A 19,322-nucleotide genomic window follows, 5' to 3' on the forward strand; every position below is an offset into this window, starting at 1 on the left:
AACATTGAAACCTCGCCAGGCGTAGAGTAGACCAGTGAAACCGCCTCTAGACCTATTTGGAGAATCAGAAATGAGCGCCGAGAACCCTACAGAATCCCTGTATTTACGGGCTATGAGGATCGGCCCGTCACTGCCTGCAGCCCTGGAACGCGTCGCCACATTCTTCGCCCAGCACCCTGATCGCACGGCAGCGAGTTCGGCTGTCGAAATCGCTACATTTACCGGAACAAGTGACGCATCAGTCATCAGAACTGCTCATGCACTCGGCTACTCTGGTATGAAGGATCTGAAAAGGGCAGCTCTAAACCTGGTCAGTGAACGATTCGACCCCGAGAAGGTCCTTGAACAACGTATTGAGCGAGTCCGGGACCATGCGCTCACCGGGGTCATCGACGACACCATCCAAGCTCATGCCCGCACCCGGCACACTATTCCTCAGGAGACCTGGGATCATGCAGTAGGCCTCTTAGCTGAAGCTCGCCGAGTCTTCTGCTATGGCCTCAAGCCGGTGGGGTTCATCGGTGACTATATGGCTCATATGCTCAACCGTGTAGGGGTTGATGCCCGCAGCGCTCACCACACTGGTGTGCTGCTGGCAGACTACCTACTCCCGCTCACCGCGGATGACGCCCTGGTGGTATTTGCGCCTATCCGGCAGTTTGATGAAGTCGCAGCAGCCGTCCGCCACGCAAAGAGCGTAGACGCGCCAGTGGTACTGATCACCGAGGCAATCGGCATGCCCATCAGGAGTGAGGTCGACTGCACACTGACCACATCGCCCACCTCGATGTCTGCTGCTTCAGACCAAGTCTTACCACTCACCGTGGCCCATGGCCTCTTCCTCGGAGTAGCCGCTGTTCTTCCTCACCGGGCAACAGAGACGATGACTCGGCTGAACGAGATCAGACCCACCGTCAGTCCTCAGAAAGCCACCCTGACCCTGGAAGATCTTGGCCTAGCCCAAGTTGTTCGCGCAAATGCCGTGGACTCGAACATGAATGAGGATGATAAATGAGAACCATAGTAGTCGGAGCAGGAATCGTCGGGACTTCAGTGGCGCATGCACTGCTGGCACGTGGTCATGACGTCACCCTCGTTGAGGGCAAAGGTGTGGCGGCCGGCACTACCTCAACCAGTTACGCATGGATCAACAGTCACAAGAAGCATCCCGAGAGCTATCACGCCCTCAACTATGAGGGTCTCAAGCACTGGACCAAGACAATCGCCCCTGAACACCCAGAGACCGTGCAGCTTAACGGCCATGTGGAGTTCGCCCTAGACAATGAGCACCGGACTACTCTCACCCAGCGCTTGGAGAGGCTGCAGTCGCTTGACTACGCAGCCCGCTGGATTACTGCCGATGAGGCCCGGCAACTGCGCCCAGTAGAGATTCCCGACGACGCTCTGATCGGGTTCTTTCCCTGGGAAGGTCATGCCTACCCCCATCTTCTGTGTCGGCTCCTCATTGCGCAGATGCAGCAGAACCCTTCGTTCTCATTGATCGTTGATCCCGCAACTAGCGTCTCTCGCAGCGAGGGGCGGGTGAGGCTGCAGTCCGGCACAGAGCTCGTTGCCGACGCTGTAGTGCTGGCCGTCGGCAACGAGACCACAAAGCTGACCGCCACCGCAGGTGTGGAACTACCCATGATCCCCCGGGAAGTCGGAGGTGCCGCATTTGGCTACCTGGCCTATGTGCAGGCACCTGGCCATGGCCTGAATGGTCCACTCACCAGTGATCATCTCAATATTCGTCCCAATGGGGAAGATGCGCTCATCCTGCAGGCGCTCGACCTGGATGTTTCAGCTGATCCAGACAAGGAAGTGCCTCCGCAGATCGGTGAGGAGTTCATGAGAAGACTTCGCACCCTTCTCGCTTCTGACGCCGCAGAGCTAGACGAGATGAGGGTGGGCCATCGGGTCATTCCCGGAGACGGGCTGACGGTGGCAGGACCGGCCACCGATGCGCCGGATAACCCACTCTGGATCGCAGTCACCCATAGCGGTGTAGTGCTGGGCCCCTGGCTGGGGGAAGCTCTGGCCGAGGAAATCACCACTGGCAAGACCAACCCGCTCTTCGAAGACTTCAGGCCCTCCCGCTTCTCCGCCACGGCACAGATCCCGGCTTATGCAGCCCCCAGGAAGCCCGGTGACCAGTGAGGCTCAGCGGGGTGGCAGATGGATGCCGGCGAGCATGCAACGCACCGAACCCCCGGAGGTCTCGATGGTGGAGACATCCGCGGAGAGGATGCCGGTGGTGCGGCTGATCGCCTCCATCTGGTCCGAGCGCAGGGCGCTGAGCGCCGTGTCGGACATGGCCAGCACCGGACCATCAGCGCCGGTTAGCTCCAGAGCATTGCCGGCGAACCGTGTGACCTGGTCTTCGGTCAGCTCCACGATAGTCCGGCCTGAATCGCGCAGGGAGCCCACCAATCTCTCACGTTGAAGCCGATCGCGGATCAGCTCACTGCCGATCAGCACCACGTTCTGTCCCACGCTGAGCATGATGTTGGTGTGGAATACCGGGATGCCTGAGCTGTCTGTGCCCTCAAAGAGCACCGGCTCCAGCCCCAGCAGCCGGCAGTACTTCCGGAACAGACCAGGACTCAGGCGGTTGGACCGGCAGGCATAGGCCAGCCCCCGCTCATGATCAATCACCACGGATCCGGTCCCCTCCAAGAATTGCCCACGGTCTTCCGCGGCACTGAGGTCGAGCACCTCGCCCACCCGGAACTTGGTACAGAGGTGGGAGACGACGTCGTCCCTTCTCTCCTGCCGGCGGTTGGGGGCGAACATGGGGCACAGCACCACTCGCCCGTCGGGGTGGGTGGTGAACCAGTTGTTGGGGAACACGCTGTCTGGACTAAGGCCGAGTTCGTCCTCGATGAGGGAGACCCCTACCCCTGCTGCTGTCAGGGCCTCGGCAAGCCGGGTGGACTCCTGGTAGGCGCGTTCGGCGGCGTCGTCGCCTGTGGGCTGGTCGAGCTGAAAGGCGTTATCCGCTGCGGTGTCCGGATTGACCCGGAATCGGTGCGGCCGGACCATCAGCACATGTCCAGGAGACAGTGCTGGTTCCGACAGTAGGCTCATAGCCCCTGCTGTCTGGATCTCGGCCAGAAGCTCCATAACTACCCCACTGGCTTCAGCGAGCTGACCAGGGAGAACAGGTCCTTGGGGTCCTCCGGGTCAGCGACCAGATCGATATGGGTCTGCAGATCGGTGCCCAGGGTGGCATCACGCAGATACTTCAGTGCAGCGAAGTCCGCGATCGCAAAGCCCACCGAGTCGAAGACGGTGATCTCCTCAGCGCTACTCCGGCCCTGCTGTGCCCCAGTGAGCACCTGCCAGAACTCCACCACGGGGAAGTTCGCCGGCATCTGCTGGATCTCACCTTCGATCCGGGTCTGCTCGGGGTACTCCACGAACACCCGGCCACGGGTGAGGATCGCCGGGTCCAGCTCCGTCTTGCCGGGACAGTCTCCGCCCACTGCGTTGATGTGCACCCCTGGAGCGACCTGGTCGCTGTGCAGAATCGTGTTCTGCGCCTTGTCCGCAGTACAGGTGGTGATGATGTCCGCACCTGCCACGGCGTCCCCGATGTCGGCGGCCTGGTAGATGCTGAAGCCCAGCGGCTCCAGGTTCCGACGCAGCTTGGCGACCGCTGCCGGGTCCAGGTCAAAGACGCGCAGGGCCTCAATGCCCAGTTCCGCCCGGAAGGCAAGCGCTTGGAACTCAGCCTGAGAACCGGCTCCGATCATTGCCATCACTGCGGAGTCCGTTCTAGCCAGATGCTTGGCCACCATCGCTGAGGTGGCTGCGGTACGCAGAGCGGTCAGCAGGGTCATCTCCGCCAGAAAGGTGGGGTAGCCGTTGTCCACATCAGCGAGCATCCCGAAAGCGGTGACGGTCTGGAAGCCCCGGGCTGGATTGAAGGGGTGGCCGTTGACGTACTTGAAGCTGTACTCCACATTGTCCGAGGTGGGCATCAGCTCGATGACCCCCAGGGGGGTATGACTGGCCACCCGTGGGATCTTGTCGAACTGCTCCCACCGGGAGAAGTCCTGCTCCAGGTACCCCACCATTCCGGTCATGATGGGCTCTACACCCTGGCGCTGGATCCATCGGGTCATGCTTTTGACGTCAACAAACTGGGGCACAGCCAGCCTCCCTGTCTTGGTGTATCTGCTGGAACGAAGCCAGCCTATAGATTTCACTGTGCACACGAAATGGGCATAACGTACTATTTCTGCTTATAGATCGATCATTATGCCCCTGATGACATAGCATAATGTCCATGAAGCAGCTCTCAGACCTGGACCGACAGCTCATCTCAGAGTTACGGCGCGATGGTCGGGCCCCTGTCTCCGCGCTGGCGGAGAAGCTCGGCGTCTCCCGAGCCACGGTCACCAAGCGGATCGATAACCTCACCGCATCCGGAGTGATCGTAGGCTTCAGCGTGCGCATCCGAGACCTTCAGGAAGTGGATGAAGTCCGGGCGATCTGCCTGATCGAACTCTTCGGTCGACCCACCAGCCAGGTGATTACCGAACTGCGTGGCTATCCAGAGATCACCGCACTGCACACCACCAACGGGGCCTGGGACCTGGTGGCAGAGATCTCCTGCCAGGACCTGCGCGAGTTCGACTCCCTGCTCACCCGACTGCGCGGAGTCAAAGGAATCATGAACTCAGAGACCAGTCTGCTGCTCAGCTCCGTGGTCAGGTGAGCCGAGAGAGCTTGCGGCCGATCTCTGCAGCGGTGCGCATCATCAGCGGAACTGCATGACGGATGAACGCATCGTCCATCCGGGCGGTGGGCCCGGAGACCGAAAGCCCCATCCTGGTAGGGCCCTGCGGAACCGGTACAGCCAGACAACGCACCCCCAACTCCTGCTCCTCATCATCGATGGCGTAGCCCTGAGATGAGATCACCGACAGCTGGTCCAGCAGTACCTGGGACTTGGTGAGGGTCTTGGGAGTCATCGCCTGCATGCCGGTGGATCGCAACACCTCGCGCACCCGGTCAGTGGGCAGGGTGGAGAGCATGGCCTTGCCCACCCCAGTCGAATGCAGGTAGGCGCGGCGCCCCACTTCAGTGAACATTCGCATTGAGTGCGGGGATGGCACCTGGGCTATGTAGACCACCATCTCCGACTCCATAGCGGCCATGTTCACGCTTTCACCGAGTTCGGCCACCAGCGACTGCATCTGCGGCACCGCCAAACCGCCGAGCTGCCGAGTGGCACCTTCGCCCAGCGGCACCAGGTTGGCGCCCAGTGCATAGCGTTTATCAGGAAGTTGGTGGATCACCCCGAGGTGCAAGAGGGTGTGCAGAAGTCGGTGCACAGTGGGCCCAGCCAGGCCGGAGGCAGCCTTGAGCTCACCGGCGGTGGCACTTCCTTCGAACTTGACCAGGGCGTCCAACAGCCCGAAGGCACGCTCGATGACCTGCACGCGCTGCGGGTTCCGACCCTGCGTTGAGTCCGTATTGCGGACTGCTTCTTTCATAGTGTGGATTCTATGGCATAGAAATGTGTACAGCACTACCCGATTCCTGTGACTGCGAAGGAGCAGCTATGAGCATCAGCGTCAGCAAACCGTATGAGGTCGAGGGAACCGACCTGATCATCACCGATGAGGCCCTGCAGTTCATTGCGGAACTGCACGCCAAGTTCGCCGGGACCCGGGATGAGCTTCTGCAGAACCGCAGGACGGCCCAGGCGCAGGCGGCCAAGGCCGCCGCCATGGACTTCCCCGCCGAGACTGCCGAGGTCCGCAGCGGCGACTGGACGGTGGCCGAGCAGCCGCCCAGCCTGGCTGACCGCAGAGTGGAGGTCACCGGCCCTCCGGCACCTGCCAAGATGGCCATCAATGCCCTGAACTCCGGGGCGAAGGTCTGGCTGGCGTGCCTGGAGGACGCGCTCTCCCCCTCCTGGCGAAATCTTATCGATGCCCAGAAGAACCTCTACGAAGCTTCCCGCGGTACCCTGGAGTTCACCTCTCCAGAGGGCAAGGAATACAAGCTGCGCGATGACATCACTCTGCCGGTGATGGTCATTCGACCCCGCGGCTGGCATCTGCCGGAGAAGCACATCGAGATCAACGGCGAACCGGCCATCGGCTCACTGGTGGACTTCGGGCTGCACTTCTTCCACAATGCCAAGGTGCTCTCCGAGAAGGGCATCGGCCCCTTCTACTACCTGGCGAAGCTGGAACACTATTTGGAGGCTCGGCTGTGGAATGAGATCTTCAGCTTCGCCGAGGAGAAGCTGGGCATCCCGCACGGCACCGTCCGAGCCACGGTGCTGATCGAGACCATCCCGGCAGCCTTCCAGATGGACGAGATCCTCTATGAGCTGCGCGACCATGCTTCCGGGCTCAACGCCGGCCGCTGGGACTACCTGTTCAGCCTGATCAAGTACTTCCGGGCTTCCGGGGAACAGTTTGTGCTGCCCGACCGGGCACAGGTGGGCATGACCCAGCCTTTCATGCGGGCTTACACCGAACTGCTGGTCAAGACCTGCCATAGGCGGGAAGCCTTTGCCATGGGCGGAATGGCCGCCTTCATCCCCAACCGCCGCGAGCCGGAGGTCACGGCCAAAGCTATTGAGAAGGTCCGCGAGGATAAGTCCCGCGAGGCCAATGACGGCTATGACGGCTCCTGGGTGGCTCACCCGGACCTGGTGGACCTCTGCGCCGAGGAGTTCACCAAGGTGCTTGGTGAGAATCCCAACCAGATCAGCCGCAAGCGTGATGATGTGAACGTCACAGCCGCGGACCTGCTCAACGTAGCTGCTGCTGAGGGCGAGGTCACCGAGGCCGGGGTGCGCACCAACCTTTACGTCGCTGTCTACTACACCGCCATCTGGCTCTCCGGAAACGGTGCGGTGGCCATCCACAACCTCATGGAGGATGCTGCCACCGCAGAGATCTCCCGGTCCCAGGTCTGGCAGTGGATTCACAACGGCATCATCACTGCCGACACCGGCGCCCAGATCACCACCGGCCTGGTGGACAAGCTGCTGGGCGAGGAGGTGGAGCGGCTGAAGACTGATATTAACGACGACGACGCTTTCAGCAAGTACTTCGAGCCGGCGGCCGCTATTATTCGGGATTTGGTGCTGGACACCGAGCACTATGAAGATTTCTTGACTCAGCCGGCATACAAGATCCTGCACTGACCAAGGTCTATAGACCTTCGTCTCGGAAGAGGCGCTCATCGGGATCGGTGAGCGCCTCTTCCAATAAGGCACGGTTGGTCTTCAGCGCCTGCAGGTCCTTCTTCACCACCTGGTCGCGGGTCTTCGCCACCGCCTCGGCAATAAGACTCACCTGAGCTTTGAACTCCTCAGCGTGCTGGGGCTTGGCAGTGTCGGGAAGCCCCATGAACAGCTCAAGGCAGCGAGGCAGGTGACTAGTGATGGTGTGGTAGACCGCATCCTGCTGCTTGGGAACCCGGCCCAGAGTTTCCCAACGCTCCACGATCTCCTGAAGCCCCACTACGGTCATCCGCAGCTGGCCATGGGTAGAGGGTGGGAACTGATTCGAGCTGTTGCGGACTGTGGAGTCTATCTGGTTCAGACGGTCTTGGAGTGACTGCTGCGTCGTGGTCAGTTCTGCTGTTCTGCGCAGTGTGCTGAGCTCCCGGCCGTACATCATGCCGTAGGTGCCGGCGGCTGCTGCACCACCGACCAGTGCACCGGCGGCGAAGGCCCAGGGACTGGGCAGCATGAGCACCATCAGGATCACGAATCCGATCAGGAACGCCACAGCAGAGGCAGAGAGTTTGATCTTCTTCTGCTGCTGCTTCTGCTGTCTGTGCTGCTCCGGCGTTGGGCCCTGGACTGTCACCCCATAAGCCTATCTCTGAAGGCTCAGCATCGGCTGAAAGCAAAGTTGAGATGCTTGTTTCTCTGGTCGGGGTCACTGACCTGGGTCAGCGTTGGAGTGAACCTTGCTCGATATCTTTCGTCCGGAAACTCGTCGCCTACTTCAAAGAATCCGGGCACACCTGTGACGCCGCCGGCTTCTGCATCACGCACACGATCCTGCTCTACCTGGTCTATCTCATCGTCGCCGGAGCATCCGGTGCCGTGCTCGGCAGCTGACCTCGCACCAGACCAGACCACCGCCCAGACCGGTCATGAAAAAGGATCGCAGAGTTGTCGCAACGCAGAAAACCCGGCACCAGAGAAACTGGTACCGGGCTGCATCCCTGATATTTCAGGGTTTCACTGGTCGGGGTGACAGGATTTGAACCTGCGACCTCCTCATCCGGTACAGCGCTGCTCGGTTGAAACCCCGTCCGTATCGCTCGGTTAATTGTCGCCCCAGTGTGGCCACTGTGTATGACGAAAGACGTACTTCGCTAGCGACTCGAGCTGCTTGTATCCGGCCGTATTGGTTGTAACCGTAGGTGCTGCAAGGGTTCCACCGATGGAGTCCGAACCTCTCGGGCCAGCTCAGTGAGCCAGCGTCTGCGGAGTTCGGCGTTTTCCCGAGTGCTTCTACCGGGTCTGCTACCGTGATCGATATCATCTTTGCGGAGCCAGGCATGCAGCGCGGCCTCATGCATACCGAGAGCAGACGGGGCCTGTTTGGTCAGGCGGCCACGGCGGAGAAACAAGATCGCTAGCTCGCGAAACTCGGGCGGGTAGGGCAAGGCACAGGACGAGTTTTCATACAGGTCATCACCTAGCCATCCCCAGTGGAAACCAAACCATAGATCAGGTCATTGGGCAAGCACGGACCATGGGGGCATATGCGAACAACCAGACACGAACAACAGAATCCCAGGGACCTTCCAAGAAAATCGCACTGTCCGCGCCTTGTTCCCTGAAGAGTCACAGGCGGCACCAACATCTAACTCGTGATGCCAGCTCTCCATCACAAGAACTTAGGTCCGGATAGTCTCACTGGAGGGATAGCAGGCCGATGAACGTAGTTGACCCACTCGAGATGAGAAAGCGGTCGTGGGCGACCATGATCGGCGTGCCCGCCGAACTGTCCAACAGATCGTCCATGGCGGCTACTGAAAGATCCGAGTGGAGACGCCCTACGCGCCCCTCTGAGCCGCACAGGAGCAACGTATTTGATCGAGACGATAAAACGCAGGTAGTTGATGTGGTGACCACACGATAAAACCCGGCCGAGGCATGACGCGCAGCCGGGCTGTAAGCCTGTAATATAGGCGATCTGTGGTCGGGGTGACAGGATTTATACCTGCGACCTCGTCATGTCTCTCACCGAGACTGGTGTGCTTGTGGCTTCCTGCTACCTGGCACCAATGCTAGGGAGGTCATCAAGAGAATAGCGGCGGCTCCTAGTCCCACCAGAATTAGGCTTGTCACTGCTTCGCCGGTATGGCGAAGGTGAAACCCACCGAAGAGAGCACACATAGTCCCAGACAAGTCCCTCGATACATGCGCACATCGAAGGTGCTGGCCAGGGGAAAGAAATGCAGACCAACGATCAGGCATACAGCGGAGACAATCAAATGATGCTGGTTGCCCCACTGAAGCAAGATGGCGGTCAGAACGATCGCGACTGCTTGGATGCCTCCTATCCAATTGAATCGACGACTCCAGTCTTCTCGGGGCTTAGGCGTGGAAGTAGAGCACTGAAGGTATCGGTGAAGAACAGCTGCACCCCTGCTCGCCATGTTTATGGACATTGAGGCAGCCGATGGGCAAGCCGTCAGAGAGGACCTTCTGCGTGAAACCCTTGGTGACCTCAGAGATGAAGATCTCGGCCGAGAACTCAGCTATGGACGACATGGTCACGTAGCAGCATGGCCTGAGGGTGTCGCGTCGACGAACTCTGCGATGATCCGCGCCCAATGCCCTGGCCTGCGGGGGATTGCCCCGCGCTGGGCTGTGATGGAGAAGCCTCCTTCTCACCCGTGGAGGCTTGCTCTTTGATCGATACCCGCTGATATCACCATCGCCCTTACCGGTACTTCATTCTCAGCGTTTTCCGTATGTGCGGGTCACTGGTCATGAGCGTCGACCAATCCTTGGATGTCGATTTTGGTCATGGCATGCAGAGCGCTGAGCACCCGCCGTGTGGACTCTGGCCCGGCGTCGCGGAGTAGCTCCCGTAGGGCAGTGGGCATGACCTGCCAAGTCACTCCAAAACGATCGATCAGGGAGCCGCCTTGTCCTTCTTCTCCGCCGTCGGCGAGGCCAGCCCAGAGCGTATCCACTTCCTGCTGGGAGTCGCATTCTGCATACATCGAGATGGCTTTGGTGAAGGGATACTGCGGCCCACCGTTGTGGGCGACATATCGCTGACCGGCCAGGACGAAGACGACGGTTACGACTCGACCGTCTGCGGCGTGTTGGATGTCCAGAATCTCAGAGTCAGCAATCAGAGCCGTGTAGTAAGTGGCAGCCGCCTCCGCGTGGCCGTCGAACCACAGAAAGGTACTGAGATACATGGTGTTTCCCCTAGTGCTTGGTCTTTTGGTGATGGGCCGGGCGGGCGTCGTCGAGCACGATGGTGTCGGCGATGTTCTCCAGGCCACGACCGACGAAGCGTTTGGGCAAGTACGGCAGGATCCGTACCATTAGGTTTCGCTGCCACATCTGTGCCCGCGACTTCGGCATCAGGCCACCGTCGCCGGCAGTTTGAGCAAACCGGTGTGCTCGGTCGACGAAGTCACGCATCCCCGTCTGGTACGCCGGATAAGCCAGACGGTAATCACCCTCGGCCTTGGACAGTTCGCTGGCAAGCACATAGGCACCGACCAGGGCGAGGCTGGTGCCGATTCCAGACATGGGAGAGGCACAGAAGGCAGAATCCCCCACCAGCACAGTCCGGTGTCTCGACCACGTGTCGACCTGCACTTGTTCGACTCGGTCGAAGTAGAAGTCGGTTGCGTCCCAGATCTTCGGTAAGAAGTCTGAGACTACCCATCCGGCGTCTTCGAAAGTGCGCGCGACGATCCGTTTCTGCGCAGCGACGTCACGTCGGTCGTACTTGAGCTCAGGAGCGCGGAAGAAGAATCCGGCGATCGCGCTGCCTGGTTCCGCTGAAGGACGCAGACCAGCTGTTCTGCCTGCCCAGCCATCACCACCGGGCATCGTGTACATCAACTGCCAGCCGTCAAGCTCAACGTCCGATGTGACCGAGAAGAGTGCAATGAAGGAGTCGAGATCGCGGATGTAGCGATCCTCGGGGCCAAACGTCAGCTCACGCACATTGGAACGAACGCCATCCGCACCCACAAGAAGATCGAACTGTCTGGACTCACCCTTCTCGAACGCGACAGTGATCCCATCCTCACCCTGTTGCACGTCGGTGATTGCATCATCGAAGACATAGTCGACATCATCACGAATCGCGTCGTAGAGGATCCGCGCCAAATCGGTGCGCAGGAGACCCCACTCGGCGACAGGACCTCCGGATGGCCCGAACAGATCGGTGCCCAGACTCGCCACCCGCCTGCCCCTCTCATCGACGAAGGCCATGCCGCTGGCTCCGATAAGCGCATTGCGAACCTGCGCAACGAGACCCATGCGTTCGATCACCTCTCGGGCGGTGCCCCGGATGTCGACTGCATGACCCCCCGTGCGAGGAGCTGGTGCACGCTCCACCACCGTCGGCCGGAACCCATACTGACGGAGCCAATACGCCAGCGCCGCCCCGGCGATACCACCCCCTGACACAAGAATGTCCCGATTCTTCATTCATTCATCCCTTCGCTGATACAACGTATATGCCCCAGGTGCGTACATCGTATTACCTAAAAGTGTCCTCTATACAGTATTTTTGAGATAGGTGAACTAGTGTATATTGACAAGTGAACTAGTACGATGAGTCCGCTATGCAGGGGAGAACCCGGATCGGATTGGAGGTCATGTGCCGTCGTTGCAGCGCCCCGAACCGCCCTACCGGGTAATCTTTGCGGAGCTCCGCTCCCGGATCGCCGCTGGAGATCTCCGCCCCGGTGACCGGGTCCCGTCCATCCGGGCCATCGCGCAGCGGTGGGACGTCGCGATCGCGACCGCGACCAAGGTGACCGCCGCCCTGCGCGAGGAGGGTCTCGTCGAGGCTAAAGTCGGTTCTGGCACGGTCGTCAGCCCTCAAGCCGGCCGTCAGCCTGCTCGTGCACCTCACCGCGACACCAGCACCGGACCCCAGGTCGAGGCGGCGGGCCAGGCGAAGTTCCGAACTCGTATCCTCTGCACCGGTATCGAAATTGCCGATGCCGAAGGGCTTCACGCCTTGACGATGCGGCGCCTTGCGGCCGAGCTGGACCTGGGGCCGATGTCTCTGTACCGATACGTCACAGGCAAACAGGAACTATTGATCCAGATGGCCGACCTCGTATTCGGTGATCTGGATCTACCCGAACCCGGACCGCAAGGATGGCGTGCCAAGCTTGAACTCGTCACCCGTCAGCAATGGCGGCTCTGCCGACGACACCTGTGGCTGCCCCAGGTCGTCTCCTTTACCCGGCCCGTCCTAGTCCCGAACATGATGGCCTACACCGAATGGATTCTGCGTGCGCTCGAGGGCCTCGATCTGCCCATGGATGTCCGTCTTCAGGAAGCACTCACCCTGCATGCACTCGTTGTCACCATCGGCCTATCCAAGGCCGACGAAGCCGAGGCCGAGAGAAATACCGGCATGACCCTGAACCGCTGGTCCGAGACCCAGCGGACCCATCGCCGACAGCTCCTCACCAGCGGGAGATTTCCTCTCCTGGCAACGATGTCGGATGACGCAGCACCCGATTTGGACGTCTTGTTCGAATACGGTCTCGCACGTCATCTTGACGGATTCGCAGCACTGGTCGCCGATCGCGCGGCATACTCCACCGAGCCGGCGTGAATGGTGTTCGGGGCCGTCTCTTCTTAGGTTCGCAGTTTCAGGCGTGCACCTGATATCGGTTGGTGTCGGTTCTGGTGAGGGCGGAGAGCGACTCAGTGGGACGGTTCGTCACCCTTCGTCTTCGGTGATATCGATACGGTCGTAGAAGGTCTGGTTGACCAAGGGGGGGGTTGGCTGGTGATGCGGTGTCGTGAGTTTTCGATATTCATATACAGCTCTTGGCCGTGGCGGGGTCGTGGTCCCTTAGTGCATCTGAGCGGCGAGTCTGGTCAATAAGGGGTAGGGCAGGCTGCGCGGGTGCATCTGGTTGACGGTGCCGGATATGTAAAGGTCGCGTTCTGGGGTGTGGTAGAGCACGGTTCCGAAGGAGCCGGAGTGGCCGATCATCTCCGGGATCTGTGCGAACGGGGAGAGCCAGTGGGCAGTGGTGAATCGCATGATCCCGATGCCGTAGGCGAGAGGTGCCAGGCGTGAGAACACCGAGTTCCCGTGCGTAGTCATCTCGGCCAGATAATGCGCGGGGAATAACTCGCCTGTGATGAACGCACGCAGGAATCGCACTTGGTCGGCGGGTGTGGACACCACAGAGCCAGTGGCCGGGTAAGAGGCCATCGCCTTTGGGATGTGCAGCGGCGTGCGACCATGTAGCACGTTGGCGACCTCGTCGTAGCGATCCAGCGTCTCTGGTGCGAATAGCCAGTCGTGGAGGCCGAGGGGTTCGATGACCCGCTGGTGGATGGCATGGGTATAACTGCTGGATGCGACCACCTCGATGATCCGTCCCAGAAGATCGTAGTTGATGTCGCTGTACAGCGCTTTGCCCGGTGTCGAGGGGGCAAATGGGCTCGGCATGGCCCTGACTTGTCGATGAGATCCTCAAAAGTCCACCTCTGGTCGGCTCGGAGCATGGTGGACAGCACGGTGGTGCCATCAGGGTGCTTCTGTTCGAAGTAGTCGGGAAGTCCGGATGTGTGCGAGAGCAGTTCTCCTACGGTGATCGCCGGGCTGTGATCGTGGCCGTCGTACACGTTGAGCCCGCGCATCGTGTCTTCACCAAGCAGTTCTACCGCGCGAGTCTCGAGGGTCAGCGGCCCTTCCTCACGTAGTTGCATGATCATCGTTGCATGATCATCGCGAGGGTGTAGAGCTTCGGTGATGCTTGCGATGAAAAACCGCTGGTGAATCTCGCAGTATCTCAAGGTGAATCCGGTGGCCGGTTGCTCGATGGCAAAGCTCATTGCCGAGACCTTCGACTTAGCGGCGTAGCGGGCGGCGATTTGATCCAGCTTGGCCGAACGGGGTGACTCATGAGGTGATCCTGTCCAGGTGTTGCCATTGTCCAGATGCTTGCGCGGCCCGGCTTCGATGTCACGCGACACGCTGTCAGCTCCCTTCAGAACGGAGAGTTCGGGTGGGTGCAGTCGGTGACCTTTATCTTCTCCGGAATACTGTCGATCCTGTGCGCATGGGGTGTGCGGCGATACCTCCACGGCTCACGAGGTGGCACTTGGGGACCCTTGCTTGTCGGCACCTTCGGAATCGGAATGATTCTCGCGGGGTTCTGTGCACCCGATCCCGCTTTCGGGTTCCCGGCTGGCACCCCAGATGGGGCTCCAGAAGCCATGAGCATGAGCGGCGGTCTTCACAGTCTCGGATTCTTTGGCGCGTTCATGGCGCTGATCGCTGGATGCTTCGTCCTGTCGCGACACTTCGGTAGGGCGACCCCTCGGTGGAGACGTAGTTGCTTGGTGGTGGGCACTACGACACCGCTACTCATTGTTCTTTGTTCTTGGCACTGCAGCGTTTCCCGGGACATCGGGCATCTTTTACTTCTTGGCCGGGACGATCTCATTCACGTGGCTCTCGAGCGTCGCTTGGCGGCTCAAGACGGATCTTCCACGGGCTTCCGCTCCGCAGCAGTGAGTCCGGCATCATGCATGCAGCCCAGGGCAATAACTACTAGTCACTTGCTCTCGGTCATCCGCGCGGACTCCTGACGGAACGCGCACATTCGGCTTGACCGCGAGCAGGCCCGCTTCGTCGATCAGCAGAACCGGGATGGAGAGGCACGTGAAACGCCTGGATGTTCATGACGCTGTCTTTCTTCAGGTGTCCTTGACCCGGTATGCCCGGAGGAACGCTCTGCTGCCTGCCGTGATGGCCTCTGTCAGCTCCGGTTCCTCCAGCGGCGTTGACACGGCAAACATAGTCTGGTTGCTGGGGATCCACAGCAGCATTCCTGCGAAGTGGTGCGCCGCCAGACGCGCATCCGGGACGTCCAGCAAATTCCGTTCCTCGAGGATCGTTAGACAACGTGCGACCGAGTTCACCACGCGCATGAATCCCTCCTCCCAGTACAGTTGTCCCAGGTGTGGGAACCGAGTGGCCTCGGCGATCACTAGGCGCCGTAATTGCTGCACATACGGAGACATGATCGAGCGGGTGAACTGCATCGCCATCAGATCCACGGCCACATCTGCTGAGTCGATGCTGTGCATCTGCTCGATAAGCGGGGCGAACGGATCGTCGACGTGATCGCAGGCAAACTGGATTAGTGCTGCAAACACGCCCTCCTTGTCACCGAACTCTTTGTAGAGCGTCTGCTTTGACACTGATGCGGCGGCGGCAAGCTGGTCAGTGGTGGTACCCACATAACCGTGCGCAACGAAAACTTCTAGCGCGCGTTCAAGAATATGCTCACGTTTCTGGGCAGATCTGGTGGCATCCATCTGGGCCTCCCCACTTCCGATGCCTTGACAATAGTACCGAACAGTACCGTACAGTATGAGTACCAACCAGTACCCTACTCGGAGGTATGGCCCATATGGGCAGTGACACGGTGATTAGCGCCGATGGAACGAGGATCGCCTATGACGCAACAGGAGACGAATCCCGTCCGGTGCTGCTTCGCGTAGAGGGGGCTGCTACGCACCGAGCATTGAATCCAGGGCGCGCGAAGTTCACGGACCGGTTGTCGGGGCGCTTCTGCGTGGTCTCCTACGATCGCTGCGGACGCGGCGATAGTGATGACCGAGACGCCTACGCCGTGGAACGGGAGATCGAGGATGTCGCCGCATTACTTGACCGTTTCAACGGGCGCGGCTTCATCGTAGGCCTTTCCTCGGGTGCGGTCCTGGCGCTGCGATGCGCGGTCGAGGGCCTGCCTATTGACGGGCTGGCCTGCTATGAACCGCCTTTCATCGTCTCCTCGGATCGCACACCTGTGGCCGCGGACTACGTGGAGCGATTGCAAGCTGAGATCAGCTCCGGCAGGCCCGGCAAAGCCATGAAGCTGTTCATGGTCGAAGCCGTGGGAATGCCTGCAGTAATGGTGGACGGGATGGCCGGGCAACCCTTTTGGCCAGCGATGGAACAACTCGCACACACCCTCGTCTACGACGCACGCGTCATGGGCGAGACCATGCAGGGCCGGCCGGAGATGATCGATATTTTCGCTGATGTGAGTGTTCCCACTCTTGTGATGAGCGGTTCAGCAAGCGCGCCATGGCTGCGGACGGCCGCCGCCAAACTGACACAACTCCTGACTAATGGAAATGCCAACGAACTCCCCGAACAGACACACGATGTCGACCCTGTCCTTCTCGCCGACACCATCGGCGAGTACTTCTCCACTCTGTCCACCCATGCAGAGAACCACCAATGACTGACGCAGGCTCTAACAACGGACGGATCGTCAGCGCCGGATTCCACATGAGCCTCGACGGCTTCGTCGCTGGGCCCGGCGGTGAACTCGACTGGATGCACATCGGCTCCGATGTGATCGAGCACGCCGTCGAGACGATGCAGAGTATCGACACCATGCTCATGGGCAAAGACACTTACCTCGAGCAGGCCGCGCACTGGCCGTATCAGACCGGAAACCTAGCCGACGCGGTCAACGGTCATAAGAAGGTCGTCTTCACGAGTCGACCCGAACAGATCGACCTCTCACGCTGGCCGCTCAGTCGAGCTGCGCACGACCCTGCCTCCGAGATTGCAGAGATCTGCACGGCACCTGGGAAACGCATCGGAGTCAGCGGGGGCGCCCGTCTTTTCCAGACATTGCTTCACGACCGACTGATCGATGAGGTCCGCGTCATCATTCATCCGGTGACCCTGGGATCGGGTCGGTCCCCGTGGCCGGAGGGACTACGCCTGAATCTCACGGCAACCAGCACCTTCGACTCCGGTGCTGTGCTCCATACCTATACCCCGACCGACCACCATCTAACACCGGGCAGCGCCCGCTAACAGAAAGAAGGAACAATCAGATGTCATTCCAGGCATACCTCGACACTATCGAAGACAAGACAGGCCTCACCCCGCGCCAGTTTCTCGATATCGCTAAAAGCCGCGGGTATGACGCGTCTGACACCAAGTCCGGCGTCATTCTCGAGTGGCTCAAAGAAGACTATGGACTTGGACGTGGACACGGAATGGCACTAGTCCATGTCATCAAGAAGGGCCCACAGATCAACAGCAAGCACGTCGGCACCACCGGATCACACCGGGACGAGTCCGACATGCTCTGGCTAGATGGGAAAGCGACCAAGCCCCAGTGATCACTGTCAGCGATCAGATAGATCTGCAATTCCCCGTTCTGCCATCGCCCAGTATCAGAACAGCGACCACTGCTCGGCCGTGACCTCTGGGTGTGTAACTCTCTCATCGATCGATCAGATCCCCACTGGCGCCGGTATGCCGAAACATGGGTGGTTTTTGACGGTGACGTGAGCATCGAGGTGGGCGAGGATGATCAACGCACCGGAAACGGCTCCACCGCTACGGTGCCTGCTCACACCGTCGACCGCTTCGACAACATGGCAGCGATGATTCCAGAGATCGTCTGCAACCATGCCTTCCACCTTCACCCAAGATTTCGACATCACGAAACAGGCCCAATGCTCGGTATCGCAGGCTAACTTACATACGATGCGGTATGTACGGGAGAGCGCAGGCCAGCGTCCTGACATGTCGGCGAAGCGATCTTCAGTGGACCCCGTTTCAGCGCGAGATGAGGCCTTATCAGGATCCTGCAACACCGGAGCCGACTGGGCGCGTTAGAAGGTGAGCTAGACCGGACGGCAGCGACAATTACTTCGGCGTACTCAGCTCGCTGCTGCCCGAGCACTTCAGTGTTGATGAGCCGGCCGATCTCCCAGTTCATCATCGTCAGAGCGGCATTAGTCTGGGCAGCGACCAGTGTGCGAGTCTGCTCCACGAGAGATGAAATCTGCCCCAGCAAGTCATCCTCATCCGGCTTGGGACTGCGCTCAAGCTCGCCCATCTGACGCCTCCCCAAGGCCCTCAACAAAGACCTCATCCACCTGTGCCGTGTCGTGGCGCCCTCCACCGACAGCTTCAGGCTTTGGTCGTTTCCGGCTAAGGCCCTGGTCGGTGATGACGTCGTCTGCATGAGTGGTACTCCTCATGTTCTCTACTATCCCACGCCCATCGGAGGGCTCCAGAAGATGTGGCTATATGCCCAGGTGGAGGCCAAGTGCATCCATCTCTGCCCTGCTGTTCAAAGACCTTTTCGGCAGGAACTGCATCGGTGTCCTCGGTACATCGCTTCCCTAGGGCGAGGTTGCCTAGTCGAGGCCGAGACCTTCCTACGAGCCTCTGGGTTTCTTCCTGGCCGATCCTCGTGTAGGTCAGCTCCTGGTCCAGAACGAAGTCCGGAGTCAGTGGCTTATGAAGGTGGAACTTTCTGGTCTGAGCGCTGTAAACCCAGAAACGCTGGGTTTTCTCATCCTGTATCGCGACCCAGATCAGCTCCCTGCTGTTATCGATGATCTTCATGAAAGTTTCGCTGAGCATTGGACTCTTCAAGACAGCCAGGGTCAGTTGTGCTTGCTCATTTCTCTGATGGCACGGTGGACTACCTCTGCTGAGATGGGTCGGAAGTCCCACTGGTCCACTCCCACGTTCAGCTGTGCCGCGCCTAGGGGCGAGTGGTTGGTCTTCCAGTCGGTGTGGACATGACCGCAGACCAGCGGCTGGCCCAGGTCGCGGAGCCGGAACTTCGCGTACCGGTCCTGCTGGATGTGGGAGTCCCCGGCGTAGGGGTAGTGGGACAGCAGGGCCTTGAGGTTCTGCCCGTTCGGGTGGACTGCCGGTAGGGAGACTTGAGCCTGGGAAACCACGGCGGTGAACCCGGCGTCCAGATACTGCTGGATGTGCAGATGACCGTTCTTCTCGGTCGGAGAGCACTTATCGTGGTTGCCGGCCACCAGGTATTTGGCGCCGTTGAGTCTTTGCAGATATCCCAGGCTGCGGGAGCGGTCTCCCATAGCGAAATCTCCTAGCACCCATACTTCGTCGTCGACGGTCTCGTTCCAACGGGCGATGATGACCTCGTCCATCTCCTGGATACTGCTGAAGGGCCTATTGCAGTAGTCGATGATGTTGCGGTGACCGAAGTGCTGGTCGCTCGAATAGAACGTGGCCAAGGGGTCCTCCTTTCACACGGGCCAGGGCGGACGCGGG

At 60.0% G+C, this 19,322-nt stretch carries 22 protein-coding genes and 1 pseudogene; 11 read left to right on the forward strand and 12 right to left on the reverse strand.

Annotated elements, in window-relative coordinates; genetic code table 11:
- Window positions 1-112: 112 nt before the first annotated feature.
- Both F0311_RS10995 and F0311_RS11000 read left to right on the forward strand, forming a co-directional pair.
- The gene (locus tag F0311_RS10995; RefSeq protein ID WP_223881287.1) at window positions 113-1,015 is read left to right on the forward strand and encodes a MurR/RpiR family transcriptional regulator; all 903 of its coding nucleotides are present in this window, start codon (window positions 113-115) and stop codon (window positions 1,013-1,015) included.
- Entirely contained in the window at window positions 1,012-2,157 is a 1,146-nt protein-coding gene (locus F0311_RS11000; RefSeq protein ID WP_150461967.1) for an NAD(P)/FAD-dependent oxidoreductase, read from the forward strand. The genes F0311_RS10995 and F0311_RS11000 overlap by 4 nt, the downstream gene beginning before the upstream one ends.
- 3 nt (window positions 2,158-2,160) lie before the next feature.
- Here the strand turns inward: F0311_RS11000 and ctlX are convergent, their stop codons facing one another.
- Window positions 2,161-3,087 (reverse strand): citrulline utilization hydrolase CtlX, encoded by a 927-nt coding sequence (gene ctlX / locus F0311_RS11005; RefSeq protein ID WP_191089882.1) that lies wholly within the window; start codon window positions 3,085-3,087, stop codon window positions 2,161-2,163.
- 38 nt (window positions 3,088-3,125) lie between these two features.
- Complete coding sequence (locus F0311_RS11010; RefSeq protein ID WP_150461969.1) at window positions 3,126-4,154, reverse strand: ornithine cyclodeaminase; 1,029 nt, start codon at window positions 4,152-4,154, stop codon at window positions 3,126-3,128.
- 137 nt (window positions 4,155-4,291) lie between these two features.
- Between F0311_RS11010 and F0311_RS11015 the strand changes: the two genes are divergently transcribed.
- Window positions 4,292-4,723 carry an Lrp/AsnC family transcriptional regulator gene (locus tag F0311_RS11015; RefSeq protein WP_150461970.1) on the forward strand — a complete coding sequence of 144 codons (432 nt, stop codon included), beginning with the start codon at window positions 4,292-4,294 and terminating at the stop codon, window positions 4,721-4,723.
- On the opposite strand, the gene F0311_RS11020 is transcribed toward F0311_RS11015, so the two are convergent.
- Window positions 4,716-5,504, reverse strand: a complete 789-nt coding sequence (locus F0311_RS11020; RefSeq protein WP_150461971.1) for an IclR family transcriptional regulator — start codon at window positions 5,502-5,504, stop codon at window positions 4,716-4,718. The two genes, F0311_RS11015 and F0311_RS11020, sit on opposite strands and share 8 nt — an antisense overlap.
- 68 nt (window positions 5,505-5,572) lie before the next feature.
- Here F0311_RS11020 and aceB point away from each other — a divergent pair, with 68 nt between their 5' ends.
- A complete protein-coding gene (aceB, locus tag F0311_RS11025; protein ID WP_150461972.1) occupies window positions 5,573-7,177 on the forward strand; it encodes a malate synthase A in 1,605 nt (534 codons plus the stop codon).
- Window positions 7,178-7,184: 7 nt separating this feature from the next.
- On the opposite strand, the gene F0311_RS11030 is transcribed toward aceB, so the two are convergent.
- Window positions 7,185-7,847, reverse strand: a complete 663-nt coding sequence (locus F0311_RS11030) for a hypothetical protein (protein WP_150461973.1) — start codon at window positions 7,845-7,847, stop codon at window positions 7,185-7,187.
- Between the two features lie 50 nt (window positions 7,848-7,897).
- Between F0311_RS11030 and F0311_RS11035 the strand changes: the two genes are divergently transcribed.
- Window positions 7,898-8,104: a hypothetical protein gene (locus F0311_RS11035; RefSeq protein WP_150461974.1), complete on the forward strand. Its 207-nt coding sequence runs from the start codon at window positions 7,898-7,900 to the stop codon at window positions 8,102-8,104.
- Between the two features lie 1,880 nt (window positions 8,105-9,984).
- Here F0311_RS11035 and F0311_RS11045 read toward each other — a convergent pair.
- On the reverse strand, window positions 9,985-10,434 hold the full coding sequence (locus F0311_RS11045) for a VOC family protein (protein WP_150461975.1): 450 nt from the start codon (window positions 10,432-10,434) through the stop codon (window positions 9,985-9,987).
- 10 nt (window positions 10,435-10,444) lie between these two features.
- Complete coding sequence (locus F0311_RS11050) at window positions 10,445-11,686, reverse strand: FAD-dependent monooxygenase (RefSeq protein WP_150461976.1); 1,242 nt, start codon at window positions 11,684-11,686, stop codon at window positions 10,445-10,447.
- Window positions 11,687-11,858: 172 nt separating this feature from the next.
- Here F0311_RS11050 and F0311_RS11055 point away from each other — a divergent pair, with 172 nt between their 5' ends.
- Entirely contained in the window at window positions 11,859-12,833 is a 975-nt protein-coding gene (locus F0311_RS11055) for a TetR/AcrR family transcriptional regulator C-terminal domain-containing protein (RefSeq protein WP_150461977.1), read from the forward strand.
- A 243-nt stretch (window positions 12,834-13,076) separates the two neighbouring features.
- Here F0311_RS11055 and F0311_RS18720 read toward each other — a convergent pair whose 3' ends face one another.
- Both F0311_RS18720 and F0311_RS19080 read right to left on the reverse strand, forming a co-directional pair.
- Window positions 13,077-13,685 (reverse strand): serine hydrolase domain-containing protein, encoded by a 609-nt coding sequence (locus F0311_RS18720; RefSeq protein ID WP_263406270.1) that lies wholly within the window; start codon window positions 13,683-13,685, stop codon window positions 13,077-13,079.
- Window positions 13,686-13,765: 80 nt separating this feature from the next.
- Window positions 13,766-14,071 (reverse strand): annotated as a pseudogene (locus F0311_RS19080) (serine hydrolase); the annotation flags it as partial.
- A 96-nt stretch (window positions 14,072-14,167) separates the two neighbouring features.
- Here F0311_RS19080 and F0311_RS19085 point away from each other — a divergent pair.
- Complete coding sequence (locus F0311_RS19085) at window positions 14,168-14,830, forward strand: DUF998 domain-containing protein (RefSeq protein WP_396897437.1); 663 nt, start codon at window positions 14,168-14,170, stop codon at window positions 14,828-14,830.
- Between the two features lie 108 nt (window positions 14,831-14,938).
- Here F0311_RS19085 and F0311_RS11070 read toward each other — a convergent pair whose 3' ends face one another.
- Window positions 14,939-15,562 carry a TetR/AcrR family transcriptional regulator gene (locus tag F0311_RS11070; protein ID WP_150461979.1) on the reverse strand — a complete coding sequence of 208 codons (624 nt, stop codon included), beginning with the start codon at window positions 15,560-15,562 and terminating at the stop codon, window positions 14,939-14,941.
- Window positions 15,563-15,657: 95 nt separating this feature from the next.
- Here F0311_RS11070 and F0311_RS11075 point away from each other — a divergent pair, with 95 nt between their 5' ends.
- From F0311_RS11075 to F0311_RS18090, 4 genes are all read left to right on the forward strand, one after another.
- Entirely contained in the window at window positions 15,658-16,497 is an 840-nt protein-coding gene (locus F0311_RS11075) for an alpha/beta fold hydrolase (RefSeq protein WP_191089883.1), read from the forward strand.
- Window positions 16,494-17,084, forward strand: coding sequence for a dihydrofolate reductase family protein (locus F0311_RS11080; RefSeq protein ID WP_150461981.1), 591 nt, complete (start codon window positions 16,494-16,496; stop codon window positions 17,082-17,084). Before F0311_RS11075 ends, F0311_RS11080 begins: the two co-directional genes overlap by 4 nt.
- Window positions 17,085-17,104: 20 nt before the next feature.
- Window positions 17,105-17,395, forward strand: a complete 291-nt coding sequence (locus F0311_RS11085; protein WP_150461982.1) for a DUF4287 domain-containing protein — start codon at window positions 17,105-17,107, stop codon at window positions 17,393-17,395.
- 168 nt (window positions 17,396-17,563) lie between these two features.
- Window positions 17,564-17,755 carry a hypothetical protein gene (locus F0311_RS18090; protein ID WP_191089884.1) on the forward strand — a complete coding sequence of 64 codons (192 nt, stop codon included), beginning with the start codon at window positions 17,564-17,566 and terminating at the stop codon, window positions 17,753-17,755.
- On the opposite strand, the gene F0311_RS19090 is transcribed toward F0311_RS18090, so the two are convergent.
- The 3 genes from F0311_RS19090 to F0311_RS11100 are packed head-to-tail and all read right to left on the reverse strand — an operon-like array spanning window position 17,752 to window position 19,285.
- Window positions 17,752-18,249, reverse strand: coding sequence for a DUF1016 N-terminal domain-containing protein (locus F0311_RS19090; RefSeq protein WP_396897435.1), 498 nt, complete (start codon window positions 18,247-18,249; stop codon window positions 17,752-17,754). The genes F0311_RS18090 and F0311_RS19090 overlap by 4 nt on opposite strands.
- On the reverse strand, window positions 18,216-18,635 hold the full coding sequence (locus F0311_RS11095) for a hypothetical protein (RefSeq protein ID WP_150461984.1): 420 nt from the start codon (window positions 18,633-18,635) through the stop codon (window positions 18,216-18,218). Before F0311_RS11095 ends, F0311_RS19090 begins: the two co-directional genes overlap by 34 nt.
- A gap of 41 nt (window positions 18,636-18,676) precedes the next feature.
- Complete coding sequence (locus F0311_RS11100; RefSeq protein ID WP_150461985.1) at window positions 18,677-19,285, reverse strand: metallophosphoesterase; 609 nt, start codon at window positions 19,283-19,285, stop codon at window positions 18,677-18,679.
- Window positions 19,286-19,322: the final 37 nt, after the last annotated feature.

This window comes from Nesterenkonia ebinurensis (genome assembly GCF_008711175.1).
Classification (GTDB): domain Bacteria; phylum Actinomycetota; class Actinomycetes; order Actinomycetales; family Micrococcaceae; genus Nesterenkonia; species Nesterenkonia ebinurensis.